19 protein-coding genes are annotated in these 19,676 nt (G+C 71.9%); 6 read left to right on the forward strand and 13 right to left on the reverse strand.

Going from position 1 to position 19,676, the window contains the following annotated elements; genetic code table 11:
- Positions 1–35 precede the first annotated feature (35 nt).
- Both ACFXC1_RS49165 and ACFXC1_RS49170 read right to left on the reverse strand, forming a co-directional pair.
- On the reverse strand, positions 36–446 hold the full coding sequence (locus ACFXC1_RS49165; protein WP_019065695.1) for a rodlin: 411 nt from the start codon (positions 444–446) through the stop codon (positions 36–38).
- 227 nt (positions 447–673) lie between these two features.
- Positions 674–1,087, reverse strand: coding sequence for a rodlin (locus ACFXC1_RS49170; RefSeq protein WP_093626962.1), 414 nt, complete (start codon positions 1,085–1,087; stop codon positions 674–676).
- 190 nt (positions 1,088–1,277) lie between these two features.
- On the opposite strand from ACFXC1_RS49170, the gene ACFXC1_RS49175 reads away from it, so the two are divergent.
- From ACFXC1_RS49175 to ACFXC1_RS49185, 3 genes are all read left to right on the forward strand, one after another.
- Positions 1,278–1,694 carry a rodlin gene (locus ACFXC1_RS49175; RefSeq protein ID WP_381256440.1) on the forward strand — a complete coding sequence of 139 codons (417 nt, stop codon included), beginning with the start codon at positions 1,278–1,280 and terminating at the stop codon, positions 1,692–1,694.
- A 301-nt stretch (positions 1,695–1,995) separates the two neighbouring features.
- Positions 1,996–2,223, forward strand: a complete 228-nt coding sequence (gene chpD, locus ACFXC1_RS49180; protein WP_026178071.1) for a chaplin ChpD — start codon at positions 1,996–1,998, stop codon at positions 2,221–2,223.
- Positions 2,224–2,330: 107 nt separating this feature from the next.
- A complete protein-coding gene (locus ACFXC1_RS49185; protein ID WP_381256443.1) occupies positions 2,331–3,446 on the forward strand; it encodes a chaplin family protein in 1,116 nt (371 codons plus the stop codon).
- A 54-nt stretch (positions 3,447–3,500) separates the two neighbouring features.
- On the opposite strand, the gene ACFXC1_RS49190 is transcribed toward ACFXC1_RS49185, so the two are convergent.
- Together ACFXC1_RS49190 and ACFXC1_RS49195 are read right to left on the reverse strand one after the other, a co-directional pair.
- Positions 3,501–4,757: an NAD(P)-binding domain-containing protein gene (locus tag ACFXC1_RS49190; RefSeq protein ID WP_381256446.1), complete on the reverse strand. Its 1,257-nt coding sequence runs from the start codon at positions 4,755–4,757 to the stop codon at positions 3,501–3,503.
- On the reverse strand, positions 4,757–6,067 hold the full coding sequence (locus tag ACFXC1_RS49195; RefSeq protein ID WP_381256449.1) for a carboxylate--amine ligase: 1,311 nt from the start codon (positions 6,065–6,067) through the stop codon (positions 4,757–4,759). The genes ACFXC1_RS49190 and ACFXC1_RS49195 overlap by 1 nt, the downstream gene beginning before the upstream one ends.
- A gap of 140 nt (positions 6,068–6,207) precedes the next feature.
- Here ACFXC1_RS49195 and ACFXC1_RS49200 point away from each other — a divergent pair, with 140 nt between their 5' ends.
- The gene (locus ACFXC1_RS49200; protein WP_381256452.1) at positions 6,208–7,593 is read left to right on the forward strand and encodes a glycoside hydrolase family 26 protein; all 1,386 of its coding nucleotides are present in this window, start codon (positions 6,208–6,210) and stop codon (positions 7,591–7,593) included.
- A gap of 22 nt (positions 7,594–7,615) precedes the next feature.
- Here the strand turns inward: ACFXC1_RS49200 and ACFXC1_RS49205 are convergent, their stop codons facing one another.
- Genes ACFXC1_RS49205 through ACFXC1_RS49245 form a run of 9 tightly spaced genes read right to left on the reverse strand, consistent with a single transcriptional unit; the run spans position 7,616 to position 18,021 of the window.
- Positions 7,616–8,710: a GNAT family N-acetyltransferase gene (locus ACFXC1_RS49205; protein ID WP_381256455.1), complete on the reverse strand. Its 1,095-nt coding sequence runs from the start codon at positions 8,708–8,710 to the stop codon at positions 7,616–7,618.
- 5 nt (positions 8,711–8,715) lie between these two features.
- The gene (locus tag ACFXC1_RS49210) at positions 8,716–9,348 is read right to left on the reverse strand and encodes a YveK family protein (protein ID WP_381256457.1); all 633 of its coding nucleotides are present in this window, start codon (positions 9,346–9,348) and stop codon (positions 8,716–8,718) included.
- Complete coding sequence (locus ACFXC1_RS49215) at positions 9,345–10,496, reverse strand: glycosyltransferase (RefSeq protein ID WP_381256459.1); 1,152 nt, start codon at positions 10,494–10,496, stop codon at positions 9,345–9,347. Before ACFXC1_RS49215 ends, ACFXC1_RS49210 begins: the two co-directional genes overlap by 4 nt.
- Entirely contained in the window at positions 10,493–11,251 is a 759-nt protein-coding gene (locus ACFXC1_RS49220; RefSeq protein ID WP_381256462.1) for a polysaccharide deacetylase family protein, read from the reverse strand. The genes ACFXC1_RS49215 and ACFXC1_RS49220 overlap by 4 nt, the downstream gene beginning before the upstream one ends.
- A complete protein-coding gene (gene murJ, locus ACFXC1_RS49225; protein WP_381256465.1) occupies positions 11,235–12,956 on the reverse strand; it encodes a murein biosynthesis integral membrane protein MurJ in 1,722 nt (573 codons plus the stop codon). The genes ACFXC1_RS49220 and murJ overlap by 17 nt, the downstream gene beginning before the upstream one ends.
- A complete protein-coding gene (locus tag ACFXC1_RS49230) occupies positions 12,953–14,293 on the reverse strand; it encodes an O-antigen ligase family protein (RefSeq protein WP_381256468.1) in 1,341 nt (446 codons plus the stop codon). The genes murJ and ACFXC1_RS49230 overlap by 4 nt, the downstream gene beginning before the upstream one ends.
- 3 nt (positions 14,294–14,296) lie before the next feature.
- Complete coding sequence (locus ACFXC1_RS49235) at positions 14,297–15,718, reverse strand: exopolysaccharide biosynthesis polyprenyl glycosylphosphotransferase (protein WP_381256471.1); 1,422 nt, start codon at positions 15,716–15,718, stop codon at positions 14,297–14,299.
- On the reverse strand, positions 15,715–16,887 hold the full coding sequence (locus ACFXC1_RS49240) for a glycosyltransferase (protein WP_381256474.1): 1,173 nt from the start codon (positions 16,885–16,887) through the stop codon (positions 15,715–15,717). Before ACFXC1_RS49240 ends, ACFXC1_RS49235 begins: the two co-directional genes overlap by 4 nt.
- 54 nt (positions 16,888–16,941) lie before the next feature.
- A complete protein-coding gene (locus ACFXC1_RS49245) occupies positions 16,942–18,021 on the reverse strand; it encodes a DUF3344 domain-containing protein (protein WP_381256476.1) in 1,080 nt (359 codons plus the stop codon).
- A gap of 254 nt (positions 18,022–18,275) precedes the next feature.
- On the opposite strand from ACFXC1_RS49245, the gene ACFXC1_RS49250 reads away from it, so the two are divergent.
- Positions 18,276–18,515 (forward strand): chaplin, encoded by a 240-nt coding sequence (locus ACFXC1_RS49250; protein ID WP_381256479.1) that lies wholly within the window; start codon positions 18,276–18,278, stop codon positions 18,513–18,515.
- 271 nt (positions 18,516–18,786) lie between these two features.
- Complete coding sequence (locus tag ACFXC1_RS49255; protein ID WP_381256482.1) at positions 18,787–19,563, forward strand: hypothetical protein; 777 nt, start codon at positions 18,787–18,789, stop codon at positions 19,561–19,563.
- Positions 19,564–19,676: the final 113 nt, after the last annotated feature.

Genomic DNA, 19,676 nt, shown 5'->3' on the forward strand with positions numbered 1-19,676 from the left:
GTGCTCGGCGGCCCGCTCTCGTGGTGCTGGTGGGGTCAGCTGCCCACGGCGCCGTTGCCCGACAGGACCGGGATGTTGTCCAGGATGTGCGACAGGGGCTCGTCGCCCTTCGCCTGGGTGGAGTTCTCGGTGCACTGCTGGTTCTGCGGGGCCGACAGGATCGGCACGTCCTGCAGAACGGTGACCGGGACGACGCCGACGATCGAGGCGAGGTTCGCCTTGACCGGCAGGCCGACACAGGGCTTGTTCAGGGTGCCCTGGACGAGGGAGAGCTGGGGGCTCATGTCGCCCTTGGTCTCCTGGTTGCCGTACTTCTGCACGGCGCCGTTGCCGTTGGTGGTGGTGACACCGTCGTCGTTGCCGATGGCCATCGCCGGGGTGGCGACGGCGGCGGTGGCACCGGCGATGGAGGCGGCAACAGCCGCGGTCGCCCACAGCTTCTTCATGTTCTATCCCTTTCGGAGGACGGACTCCCGTTGCGGAGCCGCGCGATGATCAACTGGGTGATGGCCGGTTTGGTTGCGGCCTTTGCCCTGAATGGAGCAATAAGTCGGCTGGGGTGACAAGTCGGCTCACGAGCCGGCGAGAGCGGGTCCCCGTGGACGGTCCGCGCGCGGAGGGGCAAGCCAACGGGCCGCCGAGAATTCGACGGCCCGTGGTGCGCGTCCGGGGGTCAGCTGCCCGCGGCGCCGTTGCCCGAGAGGACCGGGATGTTGTCCAGGATGTGCGACAGGGGCTCGTCGCCCTTGGCCTGGGTGGAGTTCTCGGTGCACTGCTGGTTCTGCGGCGCGGAGAGGATCGGCACGTCCTGGGCGACGGTGACCGGCACGACGCCGACCAGCGAGGCGAGGTTCGCCTTGGCCGGCAGGCCGATGCAGGGCTTGTTCAGCGAGCCCTGGATGAGCGCCATCTGCGGGCTCATGTTGCCGTACGTGGCCTGGTTGCCGTAGACCTGCTCGGCGCCGTTGCCGTTCGTCGTGGTGACGCCGTTGTCGTTACCGATCGCCATCGCCGGGGCGGCGACGGCAGCCGAGGCTCCGACGACGGAAGCGGCGACAGCCGCAGCAGCCATAACCTTCTTGATCACTTCATGATCCCTTCTGGAGTAACCCCGTCCACCGGAGCGACCTGAACAACTGGCACCCGGCCGCATGGTTGCTCCGATTCACTCCAATGGCCCAGATGAATCCAACCGGGTGAAGTCACGCAACCAATCCGGGCCGCCCCGGTTGATGGGGGAGCAGGAATTGTGTCTCTGCCAGGAAAGGACCGCAGAAATGCTCAAGAAGGCAATGGCTGCGACGGCTGTCGCGGCTTCCGTCGTCGGCGTCTCGGCGACGGCCGCCCCGCAGGCGCTGGCCATCGGCAACGACAACGGCGTCACCAGTGTCGACGGGAACGGTGCCCAGCAGATCTACGGCAACGCCAAGACCGCCGGCGACATGAGCCCCCAGCTCGGGCTCGCCCAGGGCGACCTGAACAAGCTCTGTGTCGGCCTGCCGGCCAAGGTCAACGCGGCTTCGATCGTGGGCATCCTCGTCCCGGTCACCGTTCTGCAGGACGTGCCGATCCTCTCGGCCCCGCAGAACCAGCAGTGCACCGAGAACTCCACCCAGGCCAAGGGCGACGAGCCCCTGTCGCACATCGCGGACAACATCCCGGTCCTGTCGGGCAACGGCGCCATCGGCAGCTGATCGTCCGTCAATGCAGCGGCGAGGGCGGCCCGTCGGAATTTTTCCGTACGGGCCGCCCTCGCCGTTTTTCAAAACTGTCCGCCCTCTGCCTTCCCTTGAAGAGAAGCGTTTCTGCGTTGGTGCGGCCATCGCGTCAATTAAGTGCCGACGATCGAGTGAATTGTCAGGTGACACGCGTTCTTCAGTTTCTTCCTGTGTCTATCCCTCGTTTCACAGGCTGCAGGTCATGGTGCGAGCCGCCCAAGCTGTGCTCGCTCGGTTTCGGCCGTCATAGGGCATGACCGCAGAGAAGGGAACGTTCATGAAGAAGAGCGCTGCTGTTGTCGCTGGTGCGATCATGGCTCTCGGTATGGCCGCCCCGGCCTTCGCCGACGCCGGTGCCGAGGGTGCCGCCATCGGTTCGCCGGGTGTCCTCTCGGGCAACGTGGTCCAGGTTCCCGTGCACATCCCCGTCAACGTGTGCGGCAACTCGATCGACGTGATCGGCCTGCTGAACCCGGCGTTCGGCAACACCTGCGTCAACGACTGACGACGCAACGCACCAGCCGCTCCGGCTGTGTCACGGCCGGCCTTGGACACTTTCCTGTTCCAAGGCCGGCTTTTTTTCCCACTTCTTCAAGCAGGAAGACAACGAGATTGCGACAGACCCTGGGTAAGGGAATGGTCGCGGCCGCCGCCGCGACAAGCATTCTGTCCCTGTGCGGCAGCCCCGCCGTGGCCGAGACGTACACGGCCGGCGCTGCCAAGGATTCGCCGGGCGTCCTGTCCGGCAACAGCCTCTCGGTCCCGGTCGACGCGCCGGTCAACGCCTGCGGCAACTCCGTCGACGGCGTCTCCGGGCTCAACCCGACCTTCGGCAACTCCTGCGCCGGCGGCAAGGACGCGCACCGGCACGGCGAGCACACCGGACACCACCGGTGGGCCGAGCAGGCCTACGACAACTCCGACGGCTCGGGCTACGGCTCCGGTGACGACGACTCCGGGTACGGCTACGGGGGCCACTTCGGTCATGACTACGGCGATCACTCGGGCTACGGCTCGGGCGATCACTCGGGTTATGGCTCGGGCGATCACGGGGGTTACGGCTCCGGTGACCACGGGGGTTACGGCTCCGGTGACCACGGAGGCTATGGCTCCGGGGACTCGGGCCACGGCAAGCCGGAGGACTGTGAGGAGACACCGCCGCCTCCGCACGGCGGGGATCATCACACGCCTCCGCCCACGGGTGGGGATCACCACACGCCTCCGCCTACTGGGGGCGACCACCACACGCCTCCGCCCACTGGCGGTGACCACCACACGCCTCCGCCCACTGGTGGCGACCACCACACCCCGCCGCCCACCGGCGGGAACCACACCCCTCCCCCCACGGGTGGGAACCACACTCCGCCTCCGAGCGGCGGGAACCACACCCCTCCGCCCACGGGCGGAAATCACACCCCGCCTCCGAGCGGTGGCAACCACACCCCGCCCCCGAGCGGTGGCAACCACACCCCGCCCCCGACCGGCGGGAACCACACCCCGCCTCCGAGCGGCGGGAACCACACCCCTCCGCCCACCGGTGGCAACCACACGCCGCCTCCCACGGGCGGCAACCACACCCCGCCTCCGCACGGCGGGAGTCACACCCCGCCGCCCGTTCTGGCGCACACCGGCAGTGAGGCCATGCTGGCCACCTCCGCTGTCAGTGCCGCGTTGATCGCGGGTGGCACGATCCTCTACCGACGAGGCCGGGCCGCGTCCCGTAGGTAAGGCGCACGGGGTGCCGGACGTCACCGCCCGGCACACCCGCGCCGCACTACGCGGTCACCGTCGTACGAAGTCCAGTGCGCCCCGCCGCCCCGGCGCCGGGATCATCCCGGCGCGCGGCTCCGAGCGCAGCCGGCGTCGGACTCCCCGCACCAGCGCGCCCGCCGTGAACGTCGCGCCGTGCACGAAGCGCATCGCCGGGCCGAAGCCCGAGGCCGTCAGCAGGCCCGCCATGAAGAGGCCGGGGTGCGAGGACTCGAAGTCCCGGCCGACCTCGGGGGAACCGTCGCCCACCGTGGCCAGGGAGCCCCTCAACTCGCCCGAGAGCAGCCCGAGTCGGCCGGTCGTGGCCTTGAACCCCGTTGCCGCGATGACGTGTTCGGTCTCCAGGGAGCGTGTCCCGCCCGCTCCGCCCACCGTCTCCAGGCGTACCCCGCCCGGTACCAGGTCGGCCGCCGCGACCTCGTGGCCGAGGAGCACCTCCACCGCCGGTTCGACCCGGTCCCGTACCCACCAAGCGCCCGCCGGGCCAAGGGCGTTGGCCGCGATCCTGGCCCGGGTCGACTCCGGGAGGCGGCGGAAGAGGTCGGGGCGCTCGGCGTAGAACCAGTTGCGCCAGCCGGGGCCCAGGCCGCTGTGCGGGGAGCGGGCCTCCTGCCACCACGGGCGCTCCCAGGCGGGCGGTACGTCGTTCCAGTGCAGTTCGTCGGCCCGCGCCAACACCCTTACCCGGGTGCCCTGTTCGGCGAGCAGGGCGGCCGTCTCCAGTGCCGCCTGGCCGCCGCCGATCACCGTGACGTCCTTGCCGCGGAAGTCGTCCAGCGCGCTGTGGTGGCTGCTGTGCGAGACGAGGGACCGGCTCAACCCCCGTAGCGCGGACGGGATTTCGACGAACGGCATGACACCGACCGCGAGCGCGACGGTACGGGCGTGCAGCACCGTGCCGTCGTCCGTCACCGCCTCGAAGCCGCCGGGGACCGCGGCGATCCGCTCCACGGTCCGCTCGTCCACCTCGGGCACGGCGTTGCGCGCGAACCACAGGCCGTACGAGGCGAACATCTCGACCGGGATCGGCTCGCCGTGCCGGGCCTCCACGCCCTGGCCCGCACAGTACTTCTCGAGCGGCCAACGGCCCTCGGGGTCCGACAGGTTGGAGGCCCAGGGCTCCGACTTGAGGAACATGCCCCGGGGCATGTGGTCGCGCCAGGACGCCATCGGGCGGCCGAAGACGCGCAGGTTCAGCCCGGCGGCCGCGGCGTGGGACGCGATGGACAGGCCGTACGGGCCCGCGCCCACCACCAGCAGGTCGTACATCAGCAACTGCTCGCTTTCTCGTCGTCGGACAACTCGGTCAACTTGGTGAACTCGGCTTGTTCGGCGGGCTCGTCGAGCGGGCTCGCGCCCGCCTGCCGGACCACCCGCGCCGCCGCCGTGCGGGCCGGCACCGGGCCGCCGCCCAGCCGCCCCCGCAGCTTGCGCAGCACATGCCCGGCCCACAGGCCCCACATCGCCCGGCCCGGCGCCCGGTCGTCCGGTGCGTACCAGGCCAGCTCGCGTCCGGCGGGGGCCGGGCGCAGCGCGCTGAGCGGCGCGTAGTTCTCCACGACGAAGGAGCGGCCCGGCCGGGGCGCCCCGGCCGGCAGCGGACGGTGGGTGAGGTCCAGGTGCTGCGCGCGGACGACGTCGAGGCCCGCGCTGTCGGTGAAGAGCCGGAACTGGGCGCCGGGCCGCGGGTTGAAGTCGAGCAGGTGGTAGCGGCCGGTCGTGCCGCAGCGGCGGAAGTCCAGGTCGAAGATGCCGCGGTAGCCGAGTTCGGCGGTGAGGCGTTCGGCGAGCGCCTGCACCTGCGGGTTGGGCGTCCAGCGGCCCACCGCCGTAAGACCCGCACCGCGCGGCCAGGCCCGCTGCTTGCGGCCCGGCCCGCCGCCGCGCACGGCGCCGGTGCGGTCGACGTAGCCGTGGAAGAACCAGTCGCGGTCGGGCCCGGACGGCAGGAACGCCTGCAACAGCAGCCGGCTGCCCGCCTCCTCGGCGCGCAGGAACAACTCGCGCGCCTCCTGCGCGCTGTGTACCACCACCGTGCTGCGCAGCCCGGTTCCGCACGGCACCAGCCACGGCCGGCTCCACTTCGCGACCACCGGCAGCCCCAGTTGCCAGGCGGCGCTCGCGGCCTGCGCTGGACTTTCCGGGATCAGCGTCACCGGGTGCGGGATGTCCGCGCTCGCGCACACGGCGGCCAGTTCCGCCTTGTCGGCGACCCGTTCGGCCAGCGCGCCGGGCTGCTGTGGCAGCAGATAGGCGGGCGCGAGTTCCTCGCGCAGCCGGCCGACGGCGACGGCGCTCGCGTCGTCCATCGCGATCAGCACGGCGGGACGCGCGATCCGCGCGGCCACCCGGCGCAGCGTGACGGCGATCTCGGCCGGGGAGGCGCCGGGCGCCGGCGGGGGATGCATCTGGCAGACAAAGCGGGAGCTGCGTACGGGACTTGCCGAGGAATCGGCGACCACATGCACCTCCACTCCCGCCCTGCCGAGCGAACGCACGGCCCCCAGCGTTCCGTGGTGAAAGGGATTCCGGTCGATCCGCAACAGAACTGCGGGGACACGGATGTCGAGCAGCGACACGGACTGTTTCCTTCGGTTCGGTTCACCCGTGCGGGCGACAGGGACACTCAAAAGCCGTAACGGCGGTGGCGTAATTCATATTCATATGACTGAGTGTCAAAAAGGAGAAAGAGAAAACGAGAGCAGAGAGAGGAGCAGGCATGGCCCCACAGCAGCGACGGTCCCGGACCGCACGACTGGCCTTCATCGCGGCTACGGTCGCCGCGTCGGCGGCACTGGCGTCGGGTCCCGGGTTCGCGGCGGGGGCGGAGGTGGCCCGGGCCACCGACCCGCCTGCTCCCGCTACCACCGCACCCACGACCACCGTGCCCACCGCACCCACGACCACCGTGCCCGCCACGCCCACGACCACCGTGCCCGCCACGCCTACGAGCACCGTGCCCGCCACGCCTGCGACCACCGCACCCACGACCCCGGCCGTCGTCGAACCGGTGAAGACCCCCGAGCCGAAAGCGACTCCGGCCTTCGGTGCCTTCCTCGACTCCGGTGCCCGCGGTGTGGCCCGGATGGCCGCGCTGAGCAGCTGGCTGGGCGGTGCCGAACTGCGCGTCGGCCACACCTACCTGCCCGGCAACCACTGGAGCGACATCGAGGGCGCCCCCGGCCTCCTCGACGTATGGGCGGACTGGCGCACCGAGAAGACCGACCGGATGCTCGTCCTCAACGTGCCCATGCAGGAGCACAACGAGGACGGTGTCTCCGACTGGCAGGTCCGCCGGCTGCTCCAGCTGGGCGCGGCCGGCCAGTTCGATCAGCACTTCAAGGCCCTGGCCGAACGGCTGGTCGACCTGAAGGTGCCGGACACGGTGATCGTGCTCGGGTGGGAGATGAACGGCACCACGTACACCTCTCGCTGCGGGCCGGACCCGGAGGCCTGGAAGAAGTACTGGAACAGGATCGTCACCACGATGCGCTCGGTGCCGGGCCAGAAATTCCGGTTCGACTTCACTCCGAGCCGCGGCCGGGACGCCGTTCCCTGGACGCAGTGCTATCCGGGGGACGACACGGTCGACATCGTCGGAATGGATTCGTACGACCAGCCTTCCGGGCTGACGTTCGACGAGCAGGTGAAAGAGCCCTACGGACTCCAGGAACACGTGGACTTCGCCAAATCCCACGGCAAGCCCATTTCCTATCCTGAATGGGGACTCTTCCGCAATGGCGACAACGCGGAGTACATGAAGCGCATGCTCGCCTGGATGGACGAGCACAAGCCGCTGTACAACACGGTGACCGACTACTGCCCGCACGGTGTGTGGCAGTGCTCCCAGAACCCGAAGTCGTCCAAGGTCTACCGCTCGGTCCTGTTCGGCCGCACCGAGGACCCGACCCCGACCACACCCACGACTCCTACGACACCCACCACACCCACGACCCCGGTCACCCCGGAGCCGCCCAAGCCGACCACGCCTGTCACCCCGGCGCACCCGGCCAACTGCTCGCCCGTGGAACTCGGCGACTGGGTCGAGTACTGGCTCGGCGGGAAGCTGTGCGTGAAGTTCGACTGGTGGCAGCGCGACCGCTGAACCAGAGGTGGCGGCGGGCCGCTCACGGTCCGTCGCCACCGCGCTCCCTCCACTTCCGCAGCAACGCCTTGCCCCGCCGGCGCGCGGCGACGTCGCAGACGACCGCCGCCATCAGCGGGGCCGTGCGCTTCCGGGCCAGCAACAGCCGCTGGTTGACGACCGGTTCGGGCCGCCAGTGGTGCTTGTACGGCTCGTTGCCCCGCAGCAGACTGAGCGTGCCGGGCCCGTCGGTGCCGGTGTGCTCGGCGCACGCGTCGAGCAGCATCACCGCCACGTCCGCCTTCCGCTCCCGCAGCCGTGGATGCGCGCCGTACAGGTACCCGCCCGCGAGCCGCCGCGACAACAGCGTCAGATCTACGGCGACCACGTCCTCGTCGAGCCGGAACTCGGTGACGACGGCGTCCCCGGAGCGGACCATCGGCCCGACCGAGCGGACCAGGTGTTCGCAGAACCGGGTCTGGAGATGCTCGGACGTCACCTTCCGTCCCTGCCACTGGAGTTGATGCAGCTCCAGCAGCCGCCGCAGTGCCGAGTCCACCCCGTCCGGCTGTACGACGGTGCGCTCGACGCCCAGTGCCGTCAGCTTGCGGAGTTTGGCGCGGACGCGCTGGGCCTTGGAGGAGGGGAGGCGGGCGACCAGTTCGTCCATCGGTACGGCGGGCAGCTCCAGGCAGAGCGAGTCGTGGACGCGGCGACTCGGGCCGCGCCAGCGGTCGTAGACGCGCTCGACCGCGCCGCCGGGCCGTACCTCGCGGAAGTCGATCAGCGCGGTGCGGGCGGCGGACGCGAGGCCCTCGGTCAACGCGGCGACCGCCGGGTCGCCGTGGTCGTCGTCGAGCAGGACGTCGCCGTAGTCGGAGATCGCCCCGCCGAGGGGGACCAGCGAGGGGACCGGACGGCGGACGAGCATCAGGGGCGCGGCGGCGACGAGTTCGCGGCCTTCGCGCACAACGAGCAGACGCAGTCGGCCCGTTCTGCCGTACGACAGCCACCAGGAGTGCAGCCAGGCATGCGACTGGAACGGCGTCGCCGCGCCGCACTTCCGGTACAACCGGCCCCAGGCCGGGGCCAGTTCGGCGAAGGCGCGGGCGTCGGTGACGAGTTCGGTCGAGTACACCGGTGTCACAGGACGTCGGCCGCGGTGGCCGGGCTGGGCACCGAGGCCGGGCGGCCGGTCTCGTCGGCGGTCCGGCGCGGCCGGACGAGCAGCAGCAGCCCGCCGAGGAGGCCGCCCGCGCTCGCGCCGACCAGGCCGGTCACCGCGGCCGAGGCCGAGGAGGGCCCGGCCGGCTTGATGGCGCGGGCGAAGGTCTGGAGTTCGACGTGGGTGGAGTCCTTGGAGTCGTTCGCGTGCACGGTCAGCGAGCGGGACACCGCGTTGGCCATGTCGGCGGCGAGGTCCGCGCGCGAGGAGGTGGCTGTGACGGCGACCATCGGCGCGTCCGGAGAGGTCGCCGTCTGCACGCTCGACTGGAGCGTCTTCACCGGGACACCCGCCCACACCTGCGCGTCGCCGAGCACCGCGAGCTGGGTGGCGACCCGGCCGTAGGCCTGCGCGAAGCCGAGCGCGGTCGAGGAGTCGGCCTTGTCGGTCGGTACGGCGATGACGTAGCTGGTGGCCGTGTACGTCGGCGGCTTGGCGAGGCCGTAGCCGGCGCCGAGGAGTCCGCCGGTCACGGCGCCGGCCGCGAGGAGGGACCAGGCCGGGAGGGTCTTCGCGCGGGCGAGCGGGCGGTGCTGTCGGATCTCGGTCATGAGGAACTGGCTCCCTGGGGTGCGGGGGACGGCGACGAGGTGGAGACCGCCGCGTACACGTCCATGAGTTGGGCGGCGCTGCGGGTGATGCAGTAGTGGTGGGCGGCGTCCGGCGCGGTGCGCGGACGCGGGCCCCGCGCGCGGGCCGCCGCCAGCGCGCGGGCGAAGACCTCCGGGCCGCCCTGGACGCGGAGTGCGTCGGCCGCGGCCTGCGGCGGGAGGTCCTCGACGGCGGGGCAGGAGGCGTAGAGCACGGGCAGCCCGGCCGCCAGACCTTCTACGACGGCCAGGCCGAAGGCCTCCTCGGAGGACGGCGAGGCCAGCAGGTCCATCGCCGAGGTGAGGGAGGGCAGATCGGGGCCCGGGGTGCCGTCCGGGACGTAGGGGCGCTCGCCGGTGAACAGCACCCGGTCGGCCACTCCGCAGTCGTGGGCGGTGCGGCGCAGGAGGTTCTCCTCGGGGCCGCCGCCGACCAGCAACAGCCAGTAGTCGGAGGGGAGTTGGGTCAGGGTGCGGATCAGGACGTCGAAGCGTTTGCCGGCCGCGAGGCGCCCGATGCCGCCGACTACGTACGCGTCCTCCGGTAGTCCGAGGCGCTGGCGGGTGCGCAGTCGCTGGGCCGGGTCGAAGCGGAAGCGGGGCAGGTCGATGCCGTTCGGGACGACCTCGATGCGCGGGGCCGGCACACCCCACTGCTTGAGGCGTTCGGCGACCGTGGGGGAGACGGCGACCGTGGAGCGGCCCAGGCGTTCGCTGGCGAGATACAGGGCGCGGACCCCGGAGTTGAGGCTTCGGCCCTCCATCTGCGAGTCGCCCAGGGAGTGTTCGGTGGCGACGACCGCCTTCACGCCCGCGAGCCGGGCGGCGAGACGGCCGTAGACGCAGGCGCGGTAGAGGTGGGTGTGGACGAGGTCGTAGCCGCCGGTGCGGATGAGTTTGACCAGGCGGGGGAGGGCGGCCAGGTCGCGGTTGCCGGTCATGCCGAGGTGGTGGACGCGCACCCCGTCGGCGGTGAGACCGTCGGCGACCGCGCCCGGGTTGGTGAGCGTCACGACCTCGCAGTCGACGGGCAAGTGGCGCAGGAGGAGCCTGAGTTGCTGCTCGGCGCCGCCGATGCCGAGCCCGGTGATGATGTGCAGGGCCTTCATGCGAGCCCCTCCACCGGGCGGCGGCGCAGTCCGTGCAGCCGGTACTTGAGGAAGAGGCGGACGGCGGTGTCGTTCTGGCCGATGTGCACGCGGGGCAGTGCGTGGACGCCGTTGAGGTCGCCGGGGTCGATCGCGCAGGCGTAGGCGTAACCCGCTTCGCGGACGGCGTCCATGGCGCGGGCGTCGAGCGTGCCGTACGGGTAGCAGAAACCGTCGACGTCCGTGCCGGTCAACTCGGCGAGTACGGAACGGCTTTCGGCGACCTCGGCCTTCAGCGTGGCGTCGTCCGCGTTGGTGAGGTCGACGTGGGTCAGGCCGTGCGAGCCGATCTCCACTCCCTGGGCGGCGGCCCGCCGGATGCCGTCCGCGGTGAGGAGCGGTTTGCGCGGGCCCAGCGGGTCCCAGGCGTTGTCGCCTCCGAGCCTGCCGGGCAGTGCGAAGAGGGTGGCGCCGCAGTCCCAACGGGTCAGCACAGGAAGGGCGTTGTCGACGAAGTCGGCGTAGCCGTCGTCGAAGGTGAGCCCGACCAGACCGTGGCCCTCGCCCCGGGCCCGGGCCGCGAGCAGCTCGGCCATGGACACGCCCCGCAGCCCGCGCCGGCTCAGCCAGCGCAGCTGCCGGTCCAGGCGGTCGGGGGTGACCGTGACGCGGTAGGGGTCGTCGGAGCAGTCGCCCACGGAATGGTACATCGCCACCCACGGGACCGGGCCCGTGACGCGACTGCCGGTGGTCGGGGAATCAGCGGGAGCGGCCATGGATGAGCTTTCGTGTGACGGAGCGGACGGATTCCAGTGCGGGTGCGAAACCCTGGGCGCCCAGGGCCCAGCCGAGCAGGACGAAGACGACGGCGACGGTCGTGCAGCCGACCGCGAGACCGGGCAGCGGTGCGGGCATCGCGCGGGCCACGAACGCCCCGGCGACCGTCGCGACCGCAGCCGCACGCACCGGCCGGCTCAGCTCGACCAGGACCTGCCGGGTGCGGATCGGGACACTGCGCGGGCCGCTGCCGCACAGCAGGAGTACGGCGGTGACGGTGATGCCGGTGGCGTTGGCGATCGCGATGCCGATGACGCCCCAGGGGCCGACCGTCCAGGCGCCGATCCAGGAGGTCACGACGATGCCGGCGGCCATCGCGCCGACCGGGAACCAGGTGGGGCGGCCCGCCGAGAAGTACGAGCGGACCAGGACACCGACCAGGGTCTGGCCGAGCAGCCCGAGGGCGTACACCCGCATCACGCCGGCCGTGGCCGCGGTGTCGTGGGCGGTGAACGCGCCCCGCTGGAAGAGGAGTTGGATGATCTGCGGGGCGCAGGCGATGACCGTTGCGGCGCCGAGCAGGACGAGGCAGGCGGCGAGCGCGAGGTCGCGCTCCACGCGGTTGCGGGCCTTCTCCGTGTCGCCCTCGGCGAGCGCCCGCGCCACCACCGGGAAGGTGACCGTGCACAGCATCAGCGACAGCACCATCGGCATCTGGGCGACCTTCTGCGCGTAGTTCAGATGCGAGATGGCGCCGGCCGGGAGGTGGGAGGCGAGAAAACGCTCGATGAGGACCTGGGACTGGCGGCAGAGCGCGAAGAGCAGCACGGTGGCCATCAACGCGAAGTTCATCGGGCGGGGGATCTCGGTGGTGTCGTCGGCGACGGCGTCCGGGGTCGCTGGCTTGTGGCTCCTCAACTGGCTTACCAGCGCGGGCAGTTGGGTCAGCACCATCAGGAAGCCGCCCGTGGCCACGCCGAGGGCCGCCGACCGTACGCCCCAGTGCGCGCCGAAGGCGTACATCCCGGCGATGATGCCGATGTTGTACGCCACGTAGATCGCCGCCGGGGCCACGAAACGGCGGTGGGCGCGGAGCGCCGCGCTGCAGTAGCCGGCCAGGCCGAAGCTCAGGACGCAGGTCGCTGTGATGCGGGTGCAGCTGATGGCGAGGGCGGGGTGGGGGAGGCCGGGGGCGAGGGCCTCGACCAGGTAGGGGGCTGTTGCGACGAGGAGGGCCGACACCGCGACGAACGCCAGCGTGAGGCGGGGGAGGGTGGCCTTCACCAGGGTGCGGACCGGGTCGCCGGGGGCGCCTTGCGCTCTGCGGGCCAGCGCCATGCTGAACGCCGGGATCAGGGCGAACGCGAGGCCGTCCTCGATGAGGAGGGTGGCGGCGAACTCCGGGATGGTCCAGGCGACGAGGAAGGCGTCGGTCTCGCTGCCGGCGCCGAAGAGGCGGGCGAGGGACTGGTCTCTGGCGAGGCCGAGGAGGGAGCCGGTGATGGAGAGGGCGGCGGTGATGAGGGCGGCTTTGGCGAGGAAGCGGCGGGATTCGGGGGCGGTGCTTTGTGGTGAGGGGGCTGGGATCAGGGGAGGTTCGGTTTGCTGTTGGGTGCTGCGCCGTTGGGGCTCGGCGCGCCCCGCGGCGGAGCCGCTGATCGATACAGCCCCGCGCCCCTTTGGGGCCCTACCAGTGACCGTCATTGGATCGCGGCCTCTGCCTGCTTCGAGAGCGCCTGAGCCTTGGCCGCCGGCCGTTCCTCCTCGTTCGCCCCCACCAGCGACCACCACGCCGCCACCCCGAACACCACCGCCGTCAGGACCGTCGACGGGCCGCCGATGTCCGCGTACATGAAGTCGATCAGCTGCCAGATCAGGAGGCCGGAGGAGACCAGCGCGCAGTCCAGGCCGGGGAGTCCGGCGCGGTGGGTGCGGTAGAGGCCGCGGAGGGCGCGGACCAGGAGGGCCAGCCAGCTGCCGGCCAGGGTGAGGAGGCCGAGCAGGCCCTGTTCGCTGAGGACCAGGAGGTACATGTTGTGGGGGGAGAGCAGGGGCTGCTTGAGGTACCCGGCGCCCGCGCCGTCGGTGTCGCTGCCCGAGGACAGGGCCAACGAGGCGTTGCCGTCACGGTGTTCGGGGAAGCCCTTCAACCCGACGCCGGTCAGCGGGTGTTCGCGCCACATCGCGGTCGCCGCCGCCCACATGGTGTAGCGGTCGGTCACCGACTGGTCGGGCGCGTCGGTGACCTGGGTGATGCTGCTGATCCGCTCCTGGAGCATCGCCGAACCGACCCCGAAGCCGCCGACCAGCACCACGCCCGCCGCCGTCACGGCCGCGGCCACCTTCAGCGCGCGCCGCAGTCCGGCCAGCGCCAGTTGCAGCGCGCAGGTCGCGGCGGTCGCGATCCACGCGCCGCGGCTGAAGGAAAGGGCCAGCGGCAGCAACAGGGCGAACGCGCAACCCGCGGCAACTGCCCGCTGCCTCACGTCGCTTCGGCCCAGGCCCAGCGCCAGTGCCAGCGCGCAGATCAGGCCGAAGGACACCACCGTCGCCATGCCCATCACGTCGGTCGGTCCGAAGGTGCCCACCGCGCGGATGTCCTCGCCCTGGTAGGAGGCGCCGGTCGCGGTGACGTACTGCTTGACGCCGATCGCCCCCTGCCACAGGGCGAGCGAGACGAACGACCAGGCCAGCAGACGGAAGTCGCGCCGGTCGCGGATCAACAGCACGACCGCCGCCGGGACCAGGACGAAGATCTGCAGGTAGCGGCCCAGGCCGCTGAGGCCCGCGCCCGGCGAGGACGCGCCCATCGCGGCGATGGACAGGCCGAGGACCGGAAGTCCCATGACCACCACGGCGGTTGGGGTCAGGGGGCGCCTGCGCTCCCGTAGCAGCCGGATGCCGCAGTACAGGACCACCAGCCCGGAGACCGCGTCGGCCGGGCCCGCGCCACCCGCGCCGGGGGCGAGCGGGAGGCCGAGCAGGGCGATCACGGCGATGACCGGCAGGACCGGGGCGAAGGTGCGCAGGCGGTGGTTCACGGCTCAGCTCCCCGTCGGACGTACGAGCGCGGTCGCGGTGCGGGCGAGGATGCAGATGTCCTGCCAGAGCGACCAGTTGTCGATGTACGCGTTGTCGAACCGGCAGCGGTCCTCGATCGAGGTGTCGCCGCGCAGCCCGTGGATCTGGGCGAGGCCGGTGATGCCGGTCTGCATCCGGTGGCGGGCCGCGTAACCGGGGTAGGTCTGGCTGAACTGCGCTACGAAGTACGGGCGTTCGGGCCGTGGGCCGACCAGGCTCATGTCGCCCCGGAAGACGTTCCACAGCTGGAGCAGTTCGTCCAGCGAGGTCTGGCGCAGGAAGCGGCAGAAGCGGCTCATCTGGAGTTCGCCCGCGACACTCCAGCGGGTCGCCGCCTCGTGCTCGTCGACCGGTCGGTGGGTGCGGAACTTCAGCAGGACGAAGGGGCGTCCGTCCTTGCCGATGCGCTCCTGGCGGAAGACGACCCCGGGTCCGTCGGTGAGCCGCAGGACCGTCGCACACACCAGGAGGAGGGGGCTGACCAGGAGGAGCAGGGCTCCGGACACCAGGACGTCCAGTGCCCGCTTGCCGAGGCTGCCGCGCCTGCGCGAGCCCAACTCCAGCCGCCGACAGGCGAATCCGGCGAGCTGGTCGCGCATCTCGTACGACGGCGAGTCGGCGTCCACCTCCCAGACCGTGCAGCCCGACTCCGCCAACGCCCGCAGCAGCGGCCCGCGTTCGGACCGTACGGAGGGATGCACGGTGAGGACGGCCCGTACGCCGTTCTGGATGAGGGCGCGTTCGACCTCCTCGCCGGTGGTCAGCACGGGCAGGCCCTCGGTGCCGTCCGGGTGGTCGGCGACGATGCCGATCGGCTCGATCCCGCACCCCGGGTGCCGTAGCACCGCCGCCGCGACGCGCTGCGCGGTGGTCGCCGGGCCGATGACCAGGGCGGTGCGGGGGTGGTTCAGCAGGGCCTTGCGGCGGCGGCGGTGAACCGCGCCGCGGGCCACGCAAGCCGCCGCAGTCTGGAGGGCGAAGCCCAGCAGCAGGGTGCGTGCGGACAGGGCGCGGTCGGGGGCGTAGGCCGCGGTGAGGGTGCCGAGGGCGAGCCAGGCGACGGCGATCCGGCCGCAGACGGCGGGCAGTTCGTCCAGGACGCGCGGTACGGCCCGGGGGAGATGCGGGCGCAGCAGTATCGAACCGGCGATCAGCAGCGCCACCAGAAGCGGCCGGCGCCGGTCGCCGGTCAGCGCGAGCGCGCCCACCAGGGCGGCGGCGAGGTCCGCGCCGAGCAGCGGCAGCGGTGAGGCCGGGCGCGCGGGCGGGCGGCGGACCGGGAACCGGAAACCGCCGCCGGTGCGCCGGGGGATGACCGAGACGTTCGAGGATCCGTGGTCCCGTGGCTGTCCGCCGGGGGAGGGGACGGTGCTTTCCGCAGTCACGAGTGGATGGACTCCCTGCACTCGGTGGGCACGACGGGTTTGCCGCCGAGCAGGTCGCGATAGACCCCCGCGACCGCTTCGGCGGTGTGCCGCACGTCGTGCGTGGACTGGACGTACCGGCGTCCCTGGTGGCCGAGGGACTCGCGCAGCAACGGGTCGAGCAGCAGCTCGGCGACGGCCCCGGACAGCACCGCCGGGATATCGGCCGGGACCAGGCAGCGCGGGGCGAGCCCGGCGGGCAGGCTCTCGCGGGCGCCCGCGACATCCGTGAGGACGACCGGCCGGCCGCAGGCCATCGCCTCCAGCGGGGCCAGCGCCATGCCCTCCCAGCGCGAGGGCAGCACCACCAGGTCGGCGGCCTGGTACCAGCGCACGGGATCGGCTACGGCACCCGCGAACAGGACGGATTCCGGGGCGAGTCGACGCAGCGCGTCCCGGTCGGGCCCGTCGCCGACGAGCACGAGCCGCGCCTTCGGCACCCGCCGGACCACCTCGTCCCACGCCCGCAGCAGGACGTCCTGGCCCTTCTGCCGGCACAGCCGCCCCACGCACACCACCAGCGGCGCCGCCGGATCGACCCCGGCGAGCTGCTCGATGTCTGCCCGTACGGTGTCCACGGCGGCCGGGTGGAAACGCTCGGCGTCGATCCCGTTGGGGATCACGCTCCAGCGGCCCCGGACCCCGGCCCGCAGCCCGGTCGTGCGCTCCGCCTCGCTCACGCACACCGTCCGGGTGGCCCACCGCGCGCCCCACCGCTCCCAGCCGACGGCGAGCGCGGCGGTGACCCCGCCGACCGCCTCGAACGACCAGGCGTGCGGCTGGAACACGGTCGGGATCCGCCCCCGCACGGCGAGCCGCCCGGCGAGACCGGCCTTCGCGCTGTGCGCGTGCACCAGATCGGGCCGCACGTCCTCGACCACCCGGGTGAGCCGCCGTACCTCGGAGACGAGCGCCGGACCCGGCGAGCGGGTGGCCTCCCACCGCCGTACGTCGGCGCCGAGCGACCGCAGGCCGTCCGCGAGGGCGCTCTCGGGGCAGGCGACCGTGACGTGCAGGCCGGCCGCGAGCTGGGCCCGCGTCAGATCCGTGACGACACGGGCGACCCCGCCGTCCACGGGCTGGGCGAGGTGCAGGACCCGCGGCCGAGGGTCGGTTGCTGGTTGGTGCATTGCGCGGTTTCCTCGCTCACGGGTGGCGCTCGGGACTGCGGGCGGGAACGCGCCTCACTGCTGGGCGTCGACGGCGACGAAGAGCGCCCCGAACCACGCCGCGTCCCGCTGGGAAACGAGCCGGAAGGCAAGCTGGTCACCGCCCGGGCGCAACGCCTTGTCGAGATCGAACACATCGGAGTCGTAGCCGAGGGTGTTCGCATACGCGGGCGCACGCTCCGAAGGCGCCGCCCCCGGGTCGCTGATCGTGGAATTCAGCACGTCGTCACGGGGATTGGCACCGTCACCGAGCGCGGTGGCGTTCGTACGACCGGTCGAGAGAGTGAGCGAATCCCCGGTCCGGCCGCGATCCCCGTTGTACGCCACCACGCCTGCGCGTCCCCCGGCGTGCGCGGGCGTGCGCAGGCCGCGCAACCGGATCTCCGCGCCGGTACGGGAGTTCAGCGCGTCGAACCCGTCCCACAGCTCCAGCCGGCGCAGCGGCTCCTGCGGCTTCTCGTACGCCACGACGAGCGTCCAGCCGCCCCAAGCGCCTGCCGCCGACCTCCCCATGGCCGTGTTGACCTGGGCCACCGTGTAGAGGCCGGAACCACTCTCCCGGACCAGCTTGGTCACATCCGCCGAGGCCTGGAACGCGTCCGCGCCGTCCGCCACCCGGTGTCCGACGACCGTGTCCGCGAGCACCTCCTTGTAGTCGCCGCCGGGCTCTGCGATCAGCACCCGGCCGTTGTCCCTGGCCGGCTTCTGCTCGCCCACGCGGAGGTTGCCGCCCCAGTACAGGCGGGCGTACGTGGCCCGGGCGCCCTCGGGCAGCCGGACCTCCGCGCGGGAGGAGTTGTAGGTGTTGGGATCGCGGTCGACGTCCACGTAGAACATGTCGAAGTCGCCGTTGACCGCGGCCTCCCCCTCGCGCACGGCCAGGCAGTCGGCCGAGTCCGTGCGGCAGCTGATGGAGGTGTTGGCCGCGCGGACGAAGCCGCCGTGCTGGAGCGCCTGGTAGCGCTGGGCCGGGGGGATGCGTTCCGTCTCGGCGGGCGGGGCGGAGGCGCCGGAGGCGGCCGGGGCCCAGATCGTGGCGAGGGCGAGGGCGGCCGTCGACGCCCGGCGCAGCAGCGGACCCTGGGAATTGCGCATGACCGGCGGTGCCCTTTCGGGAAGTACGGCCCCTATATGCGATTTGCTGGCTATAGGGGTACTTCGGGAGGTGCGCAACTCTAGTAGCTATCCGGATTAATCCGGCGAAACGTGACAAGTGTGTCGGAATGGTGAAGTTCGGCCCTGTGGGACATCACCCCATTGGCGGCACAACCCCCGTGAGCGCCGCGCGTTGACACAGCGCCGGGCATCCCCGCCCGGGTGTTTGTTTCAACCCCAAGGAGCACCTCTCCATGTCGCGTATCGCGAAGGGCCTGGTCCTGACCTCCGTTGCCGCCGCCGCCATGGCGGGCACCGCCGGCATCGCCGCCGCCGACAGCGACGCGCACGGCGTCGCCGCCCAGTCTCCGGGCGTCCTGTCGGGCAACGTCGTCCAGGTTCCGGTTCACATCCCGGTCAACGTCTGCGGCAACACCGTCAACGTCATCGGTCTGCTGAACCCCGCGTTCGGCAACACCTGCGTCAACGACTGACGTCCGCGCGCATCCCTTCGGCCGGCCGTCTCCCCGTGGTCCTTCCACGGTGAGGCGGCCGGTTGGCGTTGGGGCGGTGGCGAAGGCCGTTGCCCCGAATGGGCGGTAGCGGCACGGGCCCGGCGGTCCGGTCTTGACATGGCCCTCACCAGGCACGACGTCGTCCGTACGGCTGACGGGTGGTCACCCGGCGCGATCGACCGGTTGCAGATGGTGGTGAGCGCTTTCACGGTGGGTTCAAGATCCGAAGCACCACCGAAAGGAACACCCCATGCGTGGTCTGCCCGCACGGCGCATCGCGTCCTCCGTACTCTGTGCCTCCGTCCTGATCGGGATCGTCGGCCCCGCCGCCGTCGCCGCCGACAACGACTCGGCGCGGAAGCACGTCCACGCCGCGTCGAGCGTGCCGGTCCCTGGAGCCGACGGGCTGCTCGCCCAGGTCAAGGGCCTCGGCGATGTCGGCAGCGTGCTCACCCCGGTCACCGACCTGCTCAACCAGGTCCTCAAGGCCGACAACGGCCAGCTCTCCGCCGACCAGGCGCAGAAGCTCGTCGACACCGTCAACGAGGCCGTCGCCAAGATCACCGCGGCGGCTCCGGCGGCCCCGGCCGTGCCTGCGGCTCCGGCTGTCCCGGCGGCTCCCGCCGTCCCGGCTGCCCCGGCCGTTCCGGCGACGCCCGCGCTGCCCGCCACCCCTGCCCTGCCCGCGACTCCCGCCCTGCCCGCGCTGCCGAAGAGCGGCGACGACTCCAAGGGCAGGAAGGCGCCCGCCGACCTCGCCGGGGACGCCCTCGCCTCCCTGCAGAAAGCGGTCGGCAGCCTGCTCACCGCCGTCACTTCAGGCGATGTCGGCGCGGTCGTCCCGGCGGTCACCGGTGTGGTGACGGGCCTCGTCAACGTGGTCGCGGCCACGCTGCTGGGCGGCGGGCTGCCCGCGCCGAGCCTGGCCGGTCTGCCCGCGCTGCCCGCGCTGCCGTCCACGTCCTCGCTCCCCGCGGTGCCCGCCGCACCGGCCCTGCCGGCGGTGCCCGCGGTTCCGGGAGTGTGACGCGATCAGTCGTAGAAAAGCGCGTGTTGGGGGGCTGTTTGGAGTCGCGCACCACCACCGAGATGTAAGGAGTGATTTCATTCCCAAAAAGCAACACCACAAACACCCTGGTG

The organism is Streptomyces hokutonensis (assembly GCF_042751305.1).
GTDB classification, from domain to species: Bacteria; Actinomycetota; Actinomycetes; order Streptomycetales; family Streptomycetaceae; genus Streptomyces; species Streptomyces hokutonensis_A.